Origin of the sequence: Tepidiforma thermophila, from assembly GCF_002563855.1 — a bacterium.
GTDB lineage: Bacteria > Chloroflexota > Dehalococcoidia > Tepidiformales > Tepidiformaceae > Tepidiforma > Tepidiforma thermophila.
Genome location: NZ_PDJQ01000001.1, coordinates 763,971 through 780,997 on the forward strand (window position 1 = coordinate 763,971; position 17,027 = coordinate 780,997).

General features: G+C 71.5%; 21 protein-coding genes. 13 read left to right on the forward strand and 8 right to left on the reverse strand.

Going from position 1 to position 17,027, the window contains the following annotated elements:
• From mtaB to A9A59_RS03630, 7 genes are all read left to right on the forward strand, one after another.
• Positions 1-1,293 (forward strand): tRNA (N(6)-L-threonylcarbamoyladenosine(37)-C(2))-methylthiotransferase MtaB, encoded by a 1,293-nt coding sequence (mtaB, locus tag A9A59_RS03600; protein ID WP_098502976.1) that lies wholly within the window; start codon positions 1-3, stop codon positions 1,291-1,293.
• Complete coding sequence (gene scpB / locus A9A59_RS03605) at positions 1,290-2,549, forward strand: SMC-Scp complex subunit ScpB (protein WP_098502977.1); 1,260 nt, start codon at positions 1,290-1,292, stop codon at positions 2,547-2,549. Before mtaB ends, scpB begins: the two co-directional genes overlap by 4 nt.
• 103 nt (positions 2,550-2,652) lie before the next feature.
• The gene (locus tag A9A59_RS14425) at positions 2,653-2,898 is read left to right on the forward strand and encodes an RNA recognition motif domain-containing protein (RefSeq protein ID WP_423242394.1); all 246 of its coding nucleotides are present in this window, start codon (positions 2,653-2,655) and stop codon (positions 2,896-2,898) included.
• Positions 2,899-2,938: 40 nt separating this feature from the next.
• The gene (locus A9A59_RS03615) at positions 2,939-3,685 is read left to right on the forward strand and encodes a type 1 glutamine amidotransferase (protein WP_278286775.1); all 747 of its coding nucleotides are present in this window, start codon (positions 2,939-2,941) and stop codon (positions 3,683-3,685) included.
• An 81-nt stretch (positions 3,686-3,766) separates the two neighbouring features.
• A complete protein-coding gene (gene lgt, locus A9A59_RS03620) occupies positions 3,767-4,717 on the forward strand; it encodes a prolipoprotein diacylglyceryl transferase (RefSeq protein WP_098502979.1) in 951 nt (316 codons plus the stop codon).
• Position 4,718: 1 nt separating this feature from the next.
• Entirely contained in the window at positions 4,719-4,979 is a 261-nt protein-coding gene (locus tag A9A59_RS03625; protein WP_098502980.1) for a glutaredoxin family protein, read from the forward strand.
• Positions 4,980-5,055: 76 nt separating this feature from the next.
• The gene (locus tag A9A59_RS03630) at positions 5,056-5,814 is read left to right on the forward strand and encodes a class I SAM-dependent methyltransferase (protein ID WP_106427053.1); all 759 of its coding nucleotides are present in this window, start codon (positions 5,056-5,058) and stop codon (positions 5,812-5,814) included.
• 3 nt (positions 5,815-5,817) lie between these two features.
• On the opposite strand, the gene A9A59_RS03635 is transcribed toward A9A59_RS03630, so the two are convergent.
• A complete protein-coding gene (locus A9A59_RS03635; RefSeq protein WP_098502982.1) occupies positions 5,818-6,834 on the reverse strand; it encodes a GNAT family N-acetyltransferase in 1,017 nt (338 codons plus the stop codon).
• Between the two features lie 2 nt (positions 6,835-6,836).
• Positions 6,837-7,058 (reverse strand): hypothetical protein, encoded by a 222-nt coding sequence (locus tag A9A59_RS03640; RefSeq protein WP_098502983.1) that lies wholly within the window; start codon positions 7,056-7,058, stop codon positions 6,837-6,839.
• A gap of 75 nt (positions 7,059-7,133) precedes the next feature.
• Between A9A59_RS03640 and tcuA the strand changes: the two genes are divergently transcribed.
• The 3 genes from tcuA to A9A59_RS03655 are packed head-to-tail and all read left to right on the forward strand — an operon-like array spanning position 7,134 to position 9,214.
• A complete protein-coding gene (tcuA, locus tag A9A59_RS03645) occupies positions 7,134-8,564 on the forward strand; it encodes an FAD-dependent tricarballylate dehydrogenase TcuA (protein WP_098502984.1) in 1,431 nt (476 codons plus the stop codon).
• A 42-nt stretch (positions 8,565-8,606) separates the two neighbouring features.
• Positions 8,607-8,873 carry a hypothetical protein gene (locus tag A9A59_RS03650; protein ID WP_098502985.1) on the forward strand — a complete coding sequence of 89 codons (267 nt, stop codon included), beginning with the start codon at positions 8,607-8,609 and terminating at the stop codon, positions 8,871-8,873.
• A gap of 38 nt (positions 8,874-8,911) precedes the next feature.
• The gene (locus tag A9A59_RS03655) at positions 8,912-9,214 is read left to right on the forward strand and encodes a helix-turn-helix transcriptional regulator (protein WP_098502986.1); all 303 of its coding nucleotides are present in this window, start codon (positions 8,912-8,914) and stop codon (positions 9,212-9,214) included.
• Between the two features lie 104 nt (positions 9,215-9,318).
• On the opposite strand, the gene A9A59_RS03660 is transcribed toward A9A59_RS03655, so the two are convergent.
• The 3 genes from A9A59_RS03660 to mnmA all read right to left on the reverse strand — a co-directional run bounded on the left by A9A59_RS03660 (position 9,319) and on the right by mnmA (position 12,413).
• On the reverse strand, positions 9,319-10,344 hold the full coding sequence (locus A9A59_RS03660) for an NAD(P)-dependent alcohol dehydrogenase (protein ID WP_098502987.1): 1,026 nt from the start codon (positions 10,342-10,344) through the stop codon (positions 9,319-9,321).
• 186 nt (positions 10,345-10,530) lie between these two features.
• Entirely contained in the window at positions 10,531-11,193 is a 663-nt protein-coding gene (locus A9A59_RS03665) for a hypothetical protein (RefSeq protein WP_098502988.1), read from the reverse strand.
• A 131-nt stretch (positions 11,194-11,324) separates the two neighbouring features.
• Positions 11,325-12,413 (reverse strand): tRNA 2-thiouridine(34) synthase MnmA, encoded by a 1,089-nt coding sequence (gene mnmA, locus A9A59_RS03670; protein WP_098502989.1) that lies wholly within the window; start codon positions 12,411-12,413, stop codon positions 11,325-11,327.
• Between mnmA and rsfS the strand changes: the two genes are divergently transcribed.
• Positions 12,407-12,811 carry a ribosome silencing factor gene (gene rsfS, locus A9A59_RS03675; protein ID WP_098502990.1) on the forward strand — a complete coding sequence of 135 codons (405 nt, stop codon included), beginning with the start codon at positions 12,407-12,409 and terminating at the stop codon, positions 12,809-12,811. The genes mnmA and rsfS overlap by 7 nt on opposite strands.
• 18 nt (positions 12,812-12,829) lie before the next feature.
• Here the strand turns inward: rsfS and A9A59_RS03680 are convergent, their stop codons facing one another.
• From A9A59_RS03680 to A9A59_RS03690, 3 genes are all read right to left on the reverse strand, one after another.
• Complete coding sequence (locus tag A9A59_RS03680; protein ID WP_098502991.1) at positions 12,830-13,708, reverse strand: crotonase/enoyl-CoA hydratase family protein; 879 nt, start codon at positions 13,706-13,708, stop codon at positions 12,830-12,832.
• 181 nt (positions 13,709-13,889) lie between these two features.
• On the reverse strand, positions 13,890-14,744 hold the full coding sequence (locus tag A9A59_RS03685; RefSeq protein WP_165772475.1) for an alpha/beta fold hydrolase: 855 nt from the start codon (positions 14,742-14,744) through the stop codon (positions 13,890-13,892).
• Between the two features lie 38 nt (positions 14,745-14,782).
• Positions 14,783-15,418, reverse strand: coding sequence for an HAD-IA family hydrolase (locus A9A59_RS03690; protein WP_098502993.1), 636 nt, complete (start codon positions 15,416-15,418; stop codon positions 14,783-14,785).
• A 92-nt stretch (positions 15,419-15,510) separates the two neighbouring features.
• On the opposite strand from A9A59_RS03690, the gene A9A59_RS03695 reads away from it, so the two are divergent.
• Together A9A59_RS03695 and A9A59_RS03700 are read left to right on the forward strand one after the other, a co-directional pair.
• Positions 15,511-16,413, forward strand: coding sequence for an MBL fold metallo-hydrolase (locus tag A9A59_RS03695; protein ID WP_165772476.1), 903 nt, complete (start codon positions 15,511-15,513; stop codon positions 16,411-16,413).
• Positions 16,410-16,988: a DinB family protein gene (locus A9A59_RS03700; protein WP_098502995.1), complete on the forward strand. Its 579-nt coding sequence runs from the start codon at positions 16,410-16,412 to the stop codon at positions 16,986-16,988. The genes A9A59_RS03695 and A9A59_RS03700 overlap by 4 nt, the downstream gene beginning before the upstream one ends.
• Positions 16,989-17,027 lie beyond the last annotated feature (39 nt).

The window sequence follows — 17,027 nt, forward strand, 5'->3', positions numbered from 1 at the left end:
ATGGCTTCCCGAACCGGCCGCCCCGTCGCCGCTGTCCTCACGCTCGGCTGCAAGCTCAACCTCGCCGACTCCGGCGAGATCGCGGCCGGGCTGCGCCGCGCCGGCTTCGACGTCGTCGACCAGGTCTGCGAGGCCGACGCCTACGTCATCAACACCTGCTCAGTCACCCACGTCGCGGACGCAAAGTCGCGCAAGCTGATCCGGTCGATGCGCCGGCTCGCGCCACAGGCCCGCGTCGCCGTCACCGGCTGCTATCCCCAATCGGCCGGGTTCGACGCCGTGCGTGAACTCGGCGCCGACTTCGTGGCCGGCACCCGCGACGCCGACAAGGCCGAGCTCGTCCGCTTCCTCGCCGACGGCGCCGCTGCCCCGGCCGCGCCGGGCGAATCCCCGCCGGCTCCGCTCGCGCCCGGGCTGACCCGCGCCTTCGTCAAGGCCCAGGAGGGCTGCAACGACGTCTGCGCCTTCTGCATCGTGCCCCGGACCCGCGGCCGCGAGGAGAGCCGCCCGGTTGAGGCCGTCGCCGCCGAGGTCCAGCGCGCCGTCGAGGCCGGCGCCCGCGAAGTGGTCATCACCGGCACCCAGCTCGGCGCCTGGGGCCGCGACCTCGACCCGCCCCTCCGCCCGCACCACCTCATCTCCGGCATCCTCGAACGCACCGAAGTCCTCCGCCTCCGCTTCAGCTCGCTCCAGCCCCAGGACATCACCCCCGAGTTGCTCGCCCTCTGGCAGGACCCTCGCCTCATGCCCCACTTCCACCTCGCCCTCCAGTCCGGCTCCGAAACGATCCTCGCCGCCATGCGCCGCCGCTACACCGCCGCCGAATTCCTCCGGGCCGCCGAGCGGATTCGCGCTGTCGTCCCGGGCGTCGCCATCACCACCGACGTCATCGCCGGCTTCCCGGGGGAAACCGAGGCCGACTTCGCCGCCACCCTCGACCTCTGCCGCGAGGTCGGCTTCGCCCGCATCCACGCCTTCCCCTACTCGCCGCGCAGCCGCACCGCCGCCGCCCGGATGCCGGGCCAGCTCCCGCCCGAGGTGAAGAAGGAGCGGATGGCCCGCCTCCTCGCCCTCGCCGAAGAGCTCTCCCTCGCCTTCCGCCGCGCCCACCGCGGCACCGTCCGCCCCGTCCTCTGGGAGGAGGAAAAAGAGGGCGGCTGGTTCGGCCACACCGACAATTACATCCCCGTCTACGCGGCCGGGGCCAACCTCCGCAACCGCGTGACGCCCGTTCACCTGGGCGAGGTGTACCATGACGGCGTCCGGGGAACCCTCCCCGCGGAGGCACCGTGAACGCCCTGCGCCGCATCCTCCTCGCCCTCTACAGCATCCTCCTCCTCGCCGCCTGCGGCGGGCTCTTCGCCCTCGCCTGGAACCAGGACAAGAAGCTCGACATCCAGGTCCGCTCCTTCAACCTCCAGGCCTTCATCGTCTCCAGCGATACCGCCCGCATCGTCTTCGCCGTCATCGTCGGCGCCGTCGCGCTGCTCGGCTTCCTCTCGCTCCTGGCCGCCGTTTGGCGCAGCGGCCCGGCCCGCTCCCGCGGCGTCCTCAGCCTCCGCCAGGAGGACGGCGGCACCGTCGAGGTCTCTGCCCAGACCCTCGAGGCGCTCCTCCGCGATGCCCTCCAGGCCCTGCCCGAAATCCGCCGCGCCGAACCGCGCGTCGACGTCCGCGCCGGCGCCGTCGACTGCCATATCGACGCCACCATCGAAGGCAGCGTCAGCATCGCTGCCGCCACGAAGCTCATGGTCGACGCCGTCCACGCCGTCCTCCGCGAGCAGGTCGGCGTCACGAACGTCCGCCGCCCGGCGATCCGCATCACCTACGACGAACTGGCGGCGCGCCCGGCCGGGTTCGCACCGCAGCGCCCGGCCTACCCGCCGGCCTCGCCGCCGCCCGGCCCCGCCGCCCCGCCGGCCCCATCTTCCCGGCCGCCCGCGGCGTCGACGAGCCCGAGCAGCCTCCATCTGGAGCCCGGGACGATGGCTGACCAGCGCGCATCCCGGCCCCCGGCCGCACACGAGCTCCCGTGGGTGCTCGAGGCGCTCCTCTTCGTCGCCGATGAGCCGCAGCCCCTCGGCGCGCTCGCCCGCGCCGCCGGCGTCAGCGAAGCCGCCGCCCGCCGCGCCCTCGCCCAGCTCGCCGCCGACTACCAGGCTCGCGGCCTCCGCCTCATCGAAGACGGCCAGAAGTACCAGCTCGGCGCGGCCCCCGAGTACGCCCCTTACATCGAACAGCTCCTCGGCGGCGGCCCCGGGCAGCGCCTCAGCCGCGCCGCCCTCGAAACGCTCACCATCATCGCCTACCGCCAGCCCTGCACCCGCGCTGAGATCGAAGCGATCCGCGGCGTCAACAGCGACCGCCACGTCGCCATCCTCGAGCAGCGCGGCCTCATCGAGCAGGCCGGCGTCGGCGACGGCCCCGGCCGCCCGAAGCTCTACCGCACCACCATCCGCTTCCTCGAGCACTTCGGCATCAGCAGCCCGAAGGAGCTCCCCCCGCTCCCCGAGGTGCCCGAGGAGGAGGTCGTGCAGGCCGAAATCTAACCCGCCTGCCCGGCCCGCATGGTACGGTAGAACAAGCAAAGTATCGCTGCCCGGCCCCGCAGGGCAGCAGCGGGCGCCCCCGGCCCCGCGAAAGGTCCCTCCCCTGCATCTCTATCTCGGCAACCTCAGCTACCTCACCACGGCCGAGGAGCTGGCCTCCCTCCTCGCCCCCTTCGGCCCCGTCGCCGCGCCGTACCTCGTCCTCGACCCTGCCACCGGCCTCTCCCGCGGCTACGCCCTCGCCGAATTCGATGACCCGGCCGCCGCCGCAGCTGCCGCCGCGGCCCTCAACGGCAGCTTCCTTCACGGGCGGGTGCTCATCGTCCGGCCCGCCGAAACCGGCGAATAGCCGCACCCCCTCGGCCCGCGAACCCTGCTACCCTCTCCCTGTGGAACTTCGCGTCGCCCACCTCTACCCCGAGGTCATGAACCTCTACGGCGACCGCGGCAACGCCATCGCCCTCCGCGCCCGCTGCCAGCGGCGCGGCATCGCCTGCACCATCCTCCCCGTCAACGTCGGCGACCCGCTCGACCCCGCCGAGGTTGACATCGTCCTCGTCGGCGGCGGGCAGGACCGCGAGCAGCGGCGCATCGCCCCCGACCTCCTCCGGCGCGGCCCCGCCCTCCGCGAAGCGGTCGATGCGGGCCTCCCCGTGCTCGCCGTCTGCGGCGGCTACCAGCTCTTCGGCCACCGCTACGTCGACCACGACGGCAGCGTCATCCCCGGCATCGGCGTCTTCGACGCCGAAACACGCCACCCCGGCCCCGTCGCCGACCGCTGCATCGGCGACATCGTCGTCGAAACCCCGTTCGGCGAAATCGTCGGCTTCGAAAACCACGGCGGCCGCACCTACCTTGCCCCCGGGCAGGAGCCCCTCGGCACCGTCCGCCTCGGCCGCGGCAACAACGCCGAAGACCGCACCGAAGGCGCCCGCCGGGAGAACGCGATCGGCACCTACCTCCACGGCAGCGTCCTCCCGAAGAATCCCGCCCTCGCCGATGCGCTCATCCTCGCCGCCCTCCGCCGCCGCTACGGCCCCTCGGTCGAACTCCCCCCGCTCGACGATGCCGCCGAACGCCGCGCCCACGACGCCGCCCTCCGCACTGCCCTCGCCCGCGCCCGCCGCCCCGCCTGAACCGCCGCTTTCCCCCGGTCCCCCGGCCTGCGCCGGCGAACTATCGCGTCGGGCCCCGCGGCGCTACCCTTTCCCCCAGCTATGGGCGCTATCTCCACCCTCTTCCTCGCCATCACCATCGATATCAACCCGGTCATGGCCGAATTCGGGCCCTTCACCCTCACCTGGCACGGGCTCTTCACCGCACTCGGCATCCTCGCCGGCGTCACCCTCTCCGTCTGGCTCGCGAAGCGCGACGGCATCCCCGTCGAAGTCGCCCAGGAGATCGCCCTCGTCGGCGTCCCCTGCGCCATCGTCGGCGCCCGCCTCTTCTACGTCGTGGAGCACTGGGACCGCTTCCAAAACGACCTCCCGAGCATCGTCTTCGGCATCACCGAAGGCGGCATCACCCTCTATGGCGGCCTCCTCGGCGGGGTCCTCGGCGGCCTCATCTACGCCATCTGGCACAAGTGGCCCATCGGTATCGGCCTCGATGCCGCAGCCCCCGGCATGATCCTCGGCCAGGGCATCGGCCGCATCGGCGACCTCATCAACGGCGAGCACATCGCAAAGCGCACCGACCTCCCCTGGGGCGTCAAGTACCTCCACCCCGATAGCCCCCAGTACCAGTACAACCTCCTTAACCAGGACCCGGAGAACCCCCTCCGCCCCCTCGACACCTACGCCGTCCACCCTGTCGCCGGCGGCTACGAACTGATCGGCGACTTCATCATCCTCGGCATCCTCCTCTTCGTCTGCTACCGCTACATCAAAGTCCCCGGCTGGGTCTTCTGCTCCTACGTCGCCATGTACGGCATCATGCGCTTCTTCCTCTCCTACTTCCGCATCGATGAGCAGACCTTCGCCGGCGTCCCCGTACCCCAGCTGACCGCGGCCGTTACCCTCGGCATCGCCGTCATCGCCGCCGGCATCCTCTACAAAAAGCCCGGCCCCATCACCCCCGAGTACGCCCTCCGCGTCTGGGGCCGCCTCCCCGACGACATCGCCCCGCCGAAGGACGGCGCCGCCGAAGCCGAACCGACCCGGGCCTGAGATGCCCCGTCCCCTCGCGGTCACCCTCTACCGCGCAAAAGGCTGCGGCCTCTGCGACCGTGCCGAAGCCCTCCTCGCCCGCCTCGCCCGCGACCTCCCGATCGCCGTCAGCGCCGTCGACATCGCCGGCGACCCCGCCCTCGAAGCCCGCTACTTCCTCGAGATCCCCGTCATCGAAGCCGGCGGCCGCATCATCGCCCGGGCGCCCATCGCCGAGGCGGCCCTCCGCGCCGAGCTGGAGGCGCTCCTCGCCGCCCCCTGACCCCGGCCGCCAGCCCGCCCGGTCGACACCCCGCCCCCGCCCTGCCACCATGGAGCCACCATCCCGGGGTGCACCCATGGCCGGCAACGTCCAGGACCAGTTCGGGCCCGCTGCCCGCGCCTACGCCGTCTTCTCCTACCACGCCGCCGGCCCCGACCTCCCCGTCATCGTCGAGGCCGCCGGGCTCACCGGTGCCGAGGCCGTGCTCGATCTCGGCACTGGCGCTGGTCACACCGCCATGGCGTGCGCCCGCCACGCCGCGGCCGTCGTCGCCCTCGATATCACCCCCGAGATGCTCGCCACCGCCGCTGAACTCGCCGCCAGCCGCCGCATCGACAACATCACCTTCGAACTCGGCGACGCCGCCCGCCTCCCCTTCCCCGGTGCCGCCTTCGACGTCGTGACCTGCCGTGTGGCCGCGCACCACTTCCCCGACCTCCCCCGCGTCATCCGCGAAGCGTGGCGCGTGCTCCGCCCCGGGGGCCGGTTCGTCATCGCCGATACCATCGCGCCCGAAGACGCCGCCGCCGATACCTTCCTCAACACGATCGAGTTCCTCCGCGACCCCTCCCACGTGCGCGACTGCCGCGGCTCTGAGTGGATTCGCCTCCTCCAGACCGCCGGCTTCGAGGCAGAGATGGTCTTCCGGATGGTCCTCGCCCTCGACGGTGCCGACTGGGTCGCACGCCAGCGCACCCCGGCCGAGAAAGTCGGCATCATCCGCCGCCTCCTCGCCGAGGCGCCGCCCGCCATCCGCGCCCAGTTCGACATCCGCGATGACCCGTGGGGCTTCTCCCAGCCAATCGCCGTCATCCGCGCCCTCCGTCCCGCCTGAGCCCTACCGCCCCGCCCGGTCCTCCAGCCGCAGGCGCAGCACCTCGCGGGGAGCCCCGCCGAGCCGCCGCTTGTACTCCTCGCTCCCCCGCAGGAAGTCGAACCGCCGCAGCCCCCGCTCCAGCGCGTCGCGCAGCGCCCACGCTTTGCTCACCAGCCCCGCCGCCAGCGCCGCAAAGGCCGGGTCGTAGCCGCTGTTGTACAGGTAGGCCGTCTCACCGTCTTCGAAGGTCAGCGTCACCGCCGCCGGCCGGCCGTCCAGCCGCGTCACGCCCAGCGACAGCATCCCCCGCCCGCCGAACTCCGCCGCGAGCGCGCCGAAGAACGCCTCCATCTCCGCCGTCAGGAACGCCGCCTTGTCCTCCCGGCTCGCCCGCATCAGTGCGAACAGGAGCGGCAGCGCCTCCGCGGCATCGGCCCCGGTGAGCCGCTCGAAGCCGGCCTCACCCGCCGCCGCGAAGTTCCGCAGCTTCCGGCGCAGCTCGTGGCGGTCGTGCTTGCCCAGCCCCGCGAGGTACTCCTCGAACGTCCCCGGCAGGTCGACCCCCGGGCAGACCGCCTCCGGCTCGGCCGCGAACGACCAGCCGTACAGCTCGGCTGCCCGCGCGAACGCCGCCGGCCACGGCCCGTCGGCCGCGATGCCCCACAGCTCGAGCCGTCCCGTAAAGTCCTCTCGCAGCCACTCGAGGATGCCGGCCGCGACGGCATCCTCCTCGCCCGGCAGGGCCAGCGGCCCGGCGTAGTCTCGCACCTCCGGGTCGCCCAGCTCCCGCGCGCCGGCAGGCGAAAGGTCGAGCGCCGCCGCCCCGATCAGCCGCTCCTCGCGCCGGATCGAGAGGAACACCGCCTCCCCAGCCGGCCGGAACACCCGCAGCCACGCCCGGTGCCAGCCCGGCAGGTGGAACGGCGTCGCCCCCGGCGCCTCCCGCGCCAGCGCCTCCCACTCCGGAGCCAGCGCCTCGAACTCCTCCGCCGTAATCAGCGGCAGCGGCGCGGGCCCTGCAGCCTCCGACTCGTCCATCCTCACAACCCGCGCAGCCCGGGAGCGCCCGGCCGCGGCCGCTCCTCCCACAGCCCGCACGTCGTCTCGGTCTCATCGAGGAACGGCCCCACGCACTCCCGGCCGTCCCGGACGATGTGCCGGCAGATGTTGATCAGCCCCTGCCCCCGGCGGTGGTCCCCCATCGTCATCTGCAGGTACAGGCAGCGGGCAGCAAGCCGCAGCGGTTCGCCGTGTTCAATCATCGCCGTCAACTGTACCGCCCCGGCCCGCCGTGCGCCCCCTTGGCGCGCGCCACGGAGCGCGCTACCCTCCCGCCCATGCCGCTCCCGGCCGGGTCGCCCGGCGCCGCCGCAACCTACGAAACCGATGTCCTCGTCGTCGGCGGGGGCATCGCCGGCCTCTCCGCCGCCGTCGAAGCCCGCCAGCACGGCGCCGACGTCATCCTCATCGAAAAGGCCCCGCGCGAACACCGCGGCGGCAACACCCGCTTCGCCGATGCCCAGATGCGCTTCCCCCACGAGGCCGACGCCTACGGCCCGCGCGACTACACCGCCGACGACATGTTCGACGACCTCATGCGCATCTCCCGCGGCCGCGCCAACCGCGACCTCGTCCGTACCCTCTGCGACAACGCCCGCGCCGCCGCCGAATGGCTCACCGCCCTCGGCCTCGAATGGGAGGCCGGCTACCCGCACACTGCCGGCTACCGCCGCAGCCCGAAAGCCGGCGGGCAGGGCCTCGTCGACCTCCTCTACCGCCGCCTCGAAGGCCTCGGTGGCATCGTCAGCTACGAAACCGCCGCCGTCGACCTCCTCCTTGCGTCCGGCGGCGGCATCGCCGGCGTCCGCGCCCGTGGCCCCGAAGGCCTCATCGACCTCCACGCCCGCGGCGGCACCATCCTCGCCTGCGGCGGCTTCCAGGCCAGCGTCGAAATGCGCGTCCGCTACCTTGGCCGCTTCAGCGACGCCCTCATCCTCCGCGGCAGCCGCTACAACACCGGCGAGGGCCTCATGATGGCCATCGCCGCCGGCGCCCAGCCCGCCGGCCAGTGGGGCGATTACCACTCCGCCGTCCTCGATGCCCGCTCGCCACGCATCGAATGCGGCGTCACCGCCCTCTACAACTACCAGATGGGCATCTTCGTCAACCGCGAGGGCCGCCGCTTCCTCGACGAAGGCGAAGACTTCCGCGACCACACCTACGTCAGGTTCTCCAAGCACATCGTCGAACAGGCCGGCGGCCAGGCCTGGTGCATCTTCGACCAGAAAGCCTTCCAGCGGGAGGAGTTCGCCCGCGCATGGCGCCCCGTCGGCCCGCCGCTCCAGTCCGATACCCTCGAGGGCCTCGCACGGCAGATGGACGTCCCGGCCGAGAACTTCCTCGAAACCGTCGCCGCCTTTAATGCCGCCGTCCAGCCCGGCGACTACGACCTCGACCGGCTCGACGGCAAGCGCACCCTCGGCATCTACCCGCCCAAGAGCAACTGGGCCCTCCCCATCGACACGCCGCCCTACCTCGCCATCCCCGTCACCGGCGGCATCACCTTCACCTTCGGCGGACTCAAGTGCGATACCTCCGCTCGCGTCATCGACACCCGCGGCCAGCCCCTGCCCGGCCTCTACGCCGCCGGCGAACCGATGGGCGAGTTCTTCTACGACAATTACCCCGGCGCCACGTCCGTCATCCGCGGCTGCGTCTTCGGACGCATCGCCGGCGCCCACGCCGCTTCCCGCGCCCGCGGCGGCTGACCCCGGCCTGTTCGCGGCCCCTCACCCGCCGATATTCGAGACATGAGGCACTTCTGGAACTGGGCCGTCTGCGCACCCGCCCTCCTGCTCGCCCTGGCCTGCGCCGCTGCCGGCTGGCAGGACGTCGCCGAGCCGCCCATCGCCTGGACGGGCGCCGCCTTCTTTGCCGTCATCGCCGAGATTGCCTCCCGCCTCGGCCGCCGGGCCCGCCGCCGCGCCGAAAAGAAGCAGGCCGCCCTCGAGGCCCTCGCCGCCACTGCGCTCCTCCGCGAGCAGCTGCGCGCCGTCCACCACCGCCGCGCCGCCTGACTTCCCCCCCGCCCCGCGCCCGGCTACGCTACGCCCGAATGGGCAGCCCGGGCTGGACCTTCCTCACCAATCACGGCCACGTGCTCCTCTGCATCGCCAGGGACCCGGGCATCCGCCTCCGCGACATCGCCGAGCGCGTCGGCATCACCGAGCGCGCCGCCCAGCGCATCGTCGCCGACCTCATCGAAGCCGGCTACATCACCCGCAGGCGCGTCGGCCGCCGCAACAGCTACCAGGTCCACCCCGAAATGCCCCTCCGCCACCCCGTTGAACAGGCGCACTCCGTCGGCGAACTCTTCCGCCTGATCGAGCCCCCGCGCAATCCCGCCGGGCGCAGCTGAGAGCCCCCCGGCCCAGGCCTACGCAGTCCGGGCAGCGCAAACCCGGGCCGCGGAGGCACCCGCAGCCCGGGTCGCGGTGCGCACCGCTGCCGCGCCCGGCAGCCTCAGGGCGTGATCACAATCCGCCCGCCGACCCTGCCGTGTTCGAGCTCCTCTTTCGCCTGGTTGATCTCGTCCAGCGGCCGGTACACCACGTCGATCGGCGTCAGCCGCCCCGATTCCGCCAGCGCAACCACCTCCCGCAGCTCCTTCACGGTTCCCCAGAGCGTCGCTTCGAACGCCACTTCGAAACCGACCGTCTGGAGCACCCGCAGCTTCGCCGTCCCCCCGGCCAGCCCGATCTGCGAAACCTTCCCCCGCGGCCGCGTCGCCGCCAGCGACAGCTCCAGCGTCGCGTCGCTGCCCACGAAGTCGAACGCAGCCGTCACACCCCCGCCGCTCAGCGACTGGACCTGCGCCAGCACCTCGGGGTCGCGCCCGTCCAGCACGTGGTCCGCGCCGCACTCCCGCGCCACCGCCCGCTTCGTTTCATCGATATCGACAGCGATCACCGGCACGCCTGCCAGCAGCTTCAGCAGCTTGATGCCGTACTGCCCCAGCCCGCCGACCCCGATCACCAGCGCCGCATGGTCCGGCTGCAGGTACGGCCGGGCCAGCCGGATCGCCCGGTAGGGCGTCAGCGCGGCATCCGCCAGCGGCGCGGCCGCCCGCGGCTCCAGCTTCGCGAGCTTCACCAGGTACCGCTCCTGCGGCACCAGCAGGTACTCGGCATAGCCGCCGTCGTAATTCGAAAGTCCGACCCACCCGGGCGTCGCGCAGAGCTGCTCCGCACCCTCGACACACGAATCGCAGAACCCGCAGCCCCATCCGCCGAACACCACCACCGGGTCCCCGGGAGCGACCGCCCGGACGCCGGGCCCAACGGCCTCGACCACCCCGGCGTTCTCGTGCCCCAGGATGAGCGGCATCCTCGGCAGCACCGGGAGCTCCCCGCTGATCACGTGCAGGTCGCTGTGGCAAAACCCTGCACCCTGCACCCGGACCAGGATCTGCCCCGGCCCGGGCTCCGGCGTCGGAACCTCCTCGACCACCAGCGGCTGACCATACGCATGCAACCGCGCAGCCCGCATACCGTTTCCTCCTTCTTCGATGCGATGCGCTTCGCGATACCTCTAAATTCTTGAAGCCCGGCACAGGCGGCTGTGTTAACGCCGGCCCCGACCCGGCCGGCACGCCCGGGAGCACCCTGCGAGGGCCCGCTCCCGGGCCCCCGGTCCTTGCCCGGGCCTCACCCCCCGGGCGCCGCCGGGCGCAGCTCAGTTGCCCTGCTGCTCGCCGCCGGGCTTCTCGCTCCCTTCGCGGCCGACGGCCGTCTTCACGACCACCTTCACGCCCTGGATCGTGCCCTCGACAGCCCGGCGCACCCGGATGGCAGCCGCCTCGCTGACCTCCCCGGCGGCCTCCACCGCACCCGTCGCCGCCGCGCTGGCGGCTTCCTCGGCGGTGATCGTCGCGCTCTTCGCCGCCTCGATCGCCCCCTCCACAGCGCCCACCGCCGCCGCGGTCAGGTCCGCACCGATCTTCGAGGCCTCGCTCACCGCACTCCGCGCCGAGAGCGAAATCGCAGAGAGCGTCTCGGTCCCGGTCTCGGCGGTTCCCCGCACCGTCCCGATCACAGCAGCCTTCGCCGCGTTCCCAATCGACGCCGCCGTCACGCTCGCCGCCTCGACGGTCGCCGTCAGCGTCTCCGCCGTCGTGCTCATCGCCTTCCCCACGACCTCCCCGACCGCGTCGATCGCACCCTTGGTCGCGTTGATCGCCAGGTTCGCCACCGCGCCGCCCGTCTCGCCCGCCTCTTTCACGACCACCTGCACCGTGTCGGCCACCGTCTCGACCGCCGCGGCCGTGACTTCGCCGGTCCCCCGGATCACGCCGATGATCCCTTCCTTCACGCGCCGTCCGATATCACGTTCGTCCATGCTGAGCCTCCTGTTCTCAGGATGCACGGAGTATGCCCAACGCGTGTGAACGCCGGTGCGGTCCGAACGCCCCAATTTCCCCTGCCGAATGGCCCGGTCGCGGGACCTCCGCGGCACCCGTCGCTCTGCGCTCAGCTCCGCCAGGCGCGCTCGATCGTCCCCCCGCCGAGCACCTCATCGCCGCGGTAGAACGCGATCGCCTGCCCCGGCGTGAGCGCCCGCTGCCGCCGCTCGAACCGCACCACCGCCCGGCCCGGGCCGGCCTCCACGAGCACCGCCGGGGCCGGCTCCGCCCGGTAGCGCGCCTTCGCCTCCAGCCGTTCGCCCGGCGCCGGCGCCTCCCCCGCCACCCACGTCACCTCCACCGCCTCGGCCATATCGGCGAAGAGCGCCTCCTCCGGGCCGATCATCACGATGTTCCGCTCCGCGTCGATCTCCGTCACATACCGCGGCTCCCCGGCCGCCACGCCCAGCCCCCGCCGCTGCCCGATGGTGTAGGCCGCAATTCCGCGGTGCTGCCCGATGACCGCGCCGCTCTCGTCGACCAGTGCGCCCGGCTCCTGCTGCACCCGCGCCTCCACGAACGCCCGGTAGTCGTTCCCCGGCACGAAGCAGATCTCCACGCTGTCCGGCTTCGCCGCCACGTCCAGCCCCAGTCGTGCTGCATGGGCCCGCACCTCCGCCTTTGTCAGCCCTCCGATGGGCAGCAGCAGCCGCCGCAGCTGCTCCTGCCCCAGCATGTACAGCACGTACGACTGGTCCTTCGCCGGGTCGATCCCCCGCAGCAGCCGGTACCGCCCGCTCGCCGCATCAAACGCCACCCGCGCGTAGTGCCCCGTCGCCACGTACTCGGCGTCAAGCGCCGGCAGCCGCTCCATCAGCGCCCGGTACTTGATGTGCTCATTGCAGCGCACGCACGGGTTCGGCGTCCGCCCCTGCGCATACTCCTGCACGAACCGGTCCACCACGTGCTCGCGGAACTCCCGCTCGAAGTTCATCACGTAGTGCCGGATCCCCAGCTGCCCGGCCACCCGCCGCGCATCATCGATATCCTCGATGCTGCAGCACTGCTGGTGGCCCCGGTACTCCTCCGGCCGCTCCTCCGTCCACAGCCGCATCGTCACGCCCACCACCTCGTAGCCCTGCTCGGCGAGCAGCGCCGCCGCCACGGAGCTGTCCACTCCGCCCGACATCCCGACCACGACCCGGGGACGTGCCATCGGCTGTGATACCATTCCTTTCGCCCGCAGCGGCGGGCAGGAGTTCGCGTCTGAGTCCCGAGACCCTCGCGCAACGCGCCGTCGATGTCCTCTCCGAGCACAAGGCGCTCGATATCGCGCTCATCGACATCTCGCGGACCGCGACGTTCACCTACTACTTTGTCATCGCCACGGCCCAGTCGCCACTCCAGTTCGACGCCCTCGTCGAATACCTCGAACGCGACCTCGGCCCGCAGGGCGTCGTCCTCCGCCACCGCGAAGGCTCACCGGAAAGCGGCTGGGTCCTCCTCGATTTCGGCGACATCATCGTCCACCTCTTCACCGCCGACCAGCGCGCCTACTATCGCCTCGAAGAGCTCTGGGGCCGAACCTCCCCGGTCGTCCGCTTCGCCGATTGAGCCTGCCGCGGGCGTCGCTCAGCGCTGCCCCTCGCGCGGCCGCTCCCCGTAATCGCCGAAGGGCGCATCCCGCCGCCGGATCGTCTCCCGGAACCCCACCTCCCGGAAGCTCTCGACCCACCGCAGCGCCTCCTCGGTGTGCCGCGTGATGCCGTCGAACAGCGTCCCCAAAAGCTGCGTTGTCCGCAGCCCCATATTTTCGAACGCCTGGTTGATGAGCAGCTTGTTCAGCGCCAGCTGGTTCGCCGGGATGTTCCGGAACCGCCGCGCGTACGCCTCCGTCCGCTCGCTCAGCTCCTCCGCCGGGTAGACGTGCGAAACGAGCCCAATCCGGTAGGCCGTCGGCGCATCGATCTGGTCGCCCGAAAGCAGGAACTGCTTTGCATGCTCCAGCCCCAGCCGGTACACCCACAGCATCGTCGTCGGCGTCCCGTAGATGCGCGACGGCGGGTAGCCGATGATCGCGTCCTCCGCCATGAAGATCAGGTCGGCGCAGAGCAGCAGGTCCGTGGCCCCGCCGAGCGCATAGCCGTGCACCTGGGCGATAACCGGCTTCGGGCACTCCCACAGCGTCATGAACCGCCGCATGTTGTGGCCCATGAACTGCAAATCGCGGACCGGGTCCCACGCCCCGGGGCGCGGCTCCGGGTGCGGCGCATCGAACCGCCGCGGCCAGGGCACCCCGTCGGCGCCCGGGTCCAGGTCGTACCCCGCCGAGAATGCCCGCCCGGCCCCGCGCAGCACGACCGCCGAAACCGCCGCCGACGCCGTCGCCCGCTCGATCGCGTCCGCAATCCCCTGGATCACCGCCTCGTTCAGCGTGTTCAGCTTCCCAGGCCGGTTCAGCGTCACGACGGCGATGCCATCCCGTTCCTCGTAGAGCACCGGTTCAGCCATCCCCGCGAGCATACACCGATGAGGGAGGATGGAGCCCCTCACCCCCTGCTCCCCACCCCGAGGGAGGAGCCTGGGGCTGTTCCAAGCCTGCCCGCCTCGGCACCCCGGGGCTGGATCCTGGCAGGCGGACCCGCGCTCCCTGCTCCCCGCTCCCTGCTCCCCGTTCCCTGCTCCCCGCTCCCTACTCCCCCAGGAACTCGTTCACCAGCTGCATAAACCGCTCGAACTGGTCGTGGTGCACCCAGTGCCCCGCACCCTCCACCTCCACCGCCCGGTAGTTGTGGAACGCCGACAGGTCTGGCGGCCCGCCCGGGCGTGTCCCCCAGCTCTCCCGCCCCCAGATGATCAGCATCGGACACCGGATCTGGTTCCAGAGGTCCCGCGCATCCTCCATGTTGAATTCGTACGGCGACCCCGCGTGCGTGTAGTTGTCGAACTTCCACGTGTAGCCCGCCTGCGTCGCCCGCACCCCGTGCTCCGTCAGGTGCCGCGCCAGCTCCGGCGAGAGGTGCCGGTTCGCCTCCTGCATTCGCCGGGTCGCATCCTCCAGCGTCAGGTACGTCCGCAGCTGGCGCCGCTCCAGCTCGCGCATGCTCTCCACCCACTGCCGCATCCGCTGGTGCGCCGGCCGCCGCTCCCGCTGCCAGCCGAGCCCGCCCAGCCCCTCGATCGTCACCAGCTTTTGCACCTTCTCCGGGAACGCCCCCGCGTACTGCAGCGCCACCCCGCCCCCGAGACTGTGCCCGATGATCACGTACGGCGCCCGCCCGATCGCCTCCCCCAGCGCGTGGATATCCAGCGCGTAGTCGATAATCGAATAGTTCCCCCCGATCGCCCAGTCCGAATCGCCGTGCCCGCGCAGGTCCGGCGCATACACGCAGAAACGGTCAATGAGCGCCTGCGCCACCCGGTCCCACGAGCGCGCATGGTCCCGCGTCCCGTGGACCAGGATGAGCGGCGGCTTCGCCTCGTCACCCCAGGTCAGGTAGTGCAGCTTCAGCCGCTGCGACGTGTACCAGCGGGATTCCGGCTCCATGCGCGCCATCCTACCCGCATCCCGCCTTCGAGGCCCGGCTACAGCCGCGGCAGCGGAATGCCAAGCGCCTCCTCCAGCTCATCGATCGCCCGCGTCGTCTCATCAACCTTGATCGTGTGCATCCCCAGCGCCTTCGCCCCCTTCAGGTTCGCGCCGAGGTCGTCGAGGAAGACCGCCTCCGGCGGCTCGATGCCCAGCTGCTCGCACGCGATCTGGTAAATCCGCGGCTCCGGCTTCCGCACCCCCACAATCGCCGATTCAACCACCACATCGAACAGGCTGTGCACGTCGATGCCGCTCGTCCGCCGGTGGGCCGGCTCGTCGCGCGCCACGTTGTTCGTGATGCTGCCGAGCTTCACCCTGCCCCGCAGGTGGCGCACCACCGCCACCATCTCCGGCCGCTCGCCGAATCCCTGGAAGAACCACTCGAGGAAGTACTTCCCGGTTGCCCGCGTGTCGATCCCGGCGATGTGCCGGTCGAACAGCTCCGCGAACCCCTCCGGCGGGATTTCGCTCCGCTCGAACCGCGACCACGGCCCATCCTCCGGCGCGAAGATCGCCACGCGCACCTCATCGGGAATCCCGTGCTCCCGGCAGAACTCCTTGATGCGGGTCACCGGCGAGTGCGTCAGCACCCCGCCGATATCGAAAATCGCTGCACGAAACCGGCTCATAGCCGAATTGTACGGAGCCCGGCCGCAAGGAGCCCTTCCCGGCGATCCCTGCTATACTGTCGCGGCCGCGAATCGCGGCGAAGGAGATTCGATTGCGACAGCCGTTCGATATCGTCTTCCTCGGCACCGGCAGCCCGCTCCCCAGCCCCGACCGCTGCGGCTGCGGCCACGTCATCGTCGCCGGCAGCCAGCACATCCTCGTCGACTGCGGCTGGGGCGCCGCCCGCCGCATCCTCGCCTCCGGCATCCTGCCCTCCGCCATCGACACGGCCATCTTCACCCACATGCACACCGACCACATCACCGACTTCCCGGACTTCCTCTTCCTCCGCTGGACGTCCGGCGCACGTGTGCCGCTCCGCGTCTACGGCCCCGAAGGAACCGGCGACATGGTCGAAGGCTTCCTTCACGCCCTCCGGCGCGATATCGGCTTCCGCCTCGCCCACCACGGCGACAAGCTCCACCCCGACGGCATCGTCGTCGAAGTCACTGAGCTCTCCCCCTCGGCCCGCCCTGCGCCCTTCTTCGAACGCGACGGCCTCGTCCTCGAACGGTTCGAAGTCGACCACTTCCCGGTCGTCCCGGCCTTCGGCTACCGCGTCCGCTTCGACGGCCGCACCGCCGTCCTGTCCGGCGATACCTCCTTCTGCGAAAGCCTCCTCCACGCCGCCGCGGGCGCCGACATGCTCGTTTGCGAGGCGCTCAATACCGCCATGCTCAGGGAGCGGATCGCCGCCCTCCGTGCGATGGGCCGCGACCTGCAGGCGTCCCTTTTCGAAGACATCCCCAGCTACCACATCGACGTGAGCGATGTCGCCCGGCTCGCGCAGCAGGCCGGTGTCCGCCAGCTCGTCCTGGACCACCTCATCCCGCCCGTCCCCAACAGCGGCCCCGAAGTCGACCGCTTCATCGCCGGCATGGCCGAGCGCTTCCGCGGCCCCATCCGCGTGGCCCGCGATACCGAACGCATCCCCGTCCCCGGAGCCCCCGCATGAGCCATGAGGAGATGTTCGTCGCCTCCCTGCGCAACCGCATCCGCGCTATGAACACCCTCTGGGAGCGCGCCATCAGCGATATGACCCTCGAACAGCTCAACCACCACGAGCGCGCCGGCGTCCTCCCCATCGCCTTCAGCTTCAGCCACTACATCCGCTCGCAGGACCAGTCCATCAGCGCCATCTTCCTCGGCGAGCCCCCGCTCTGGCAGCAGGGCGGCTGGGCCGCCAAAGTCGGCGTCGCCGTCGATGCCCTCGGCCGCGAAGAGTCCGTCGAGCAGATGGAACACCAGCGCTTCGGCGACCTCGACGCATGGAAGGCCTACCAGGCCGAAGTCATCGCCCGCACCAGCCGCGTCCTCGACACGCTCACCGCCGACCGCCTCGCCGAGGTCGTCCTCCCGCAGCTTCCACCCAACATGCAGAACATCTTCTGCGCCCTCGTCATCGGCCCCGGCGCGCCCCTGCGCCGCCTCGACGTGCTCGAATGCTTCGTCTACCAGCACGGCCTCCGCCACATGGGCGAAGTCGAGCACGGCCGCGCCCTCGTCGGCCTCGGCGGCATGACCTCCTGACGCAAGACGTAAGAATTTACCTAAACGCATCTGGAAATC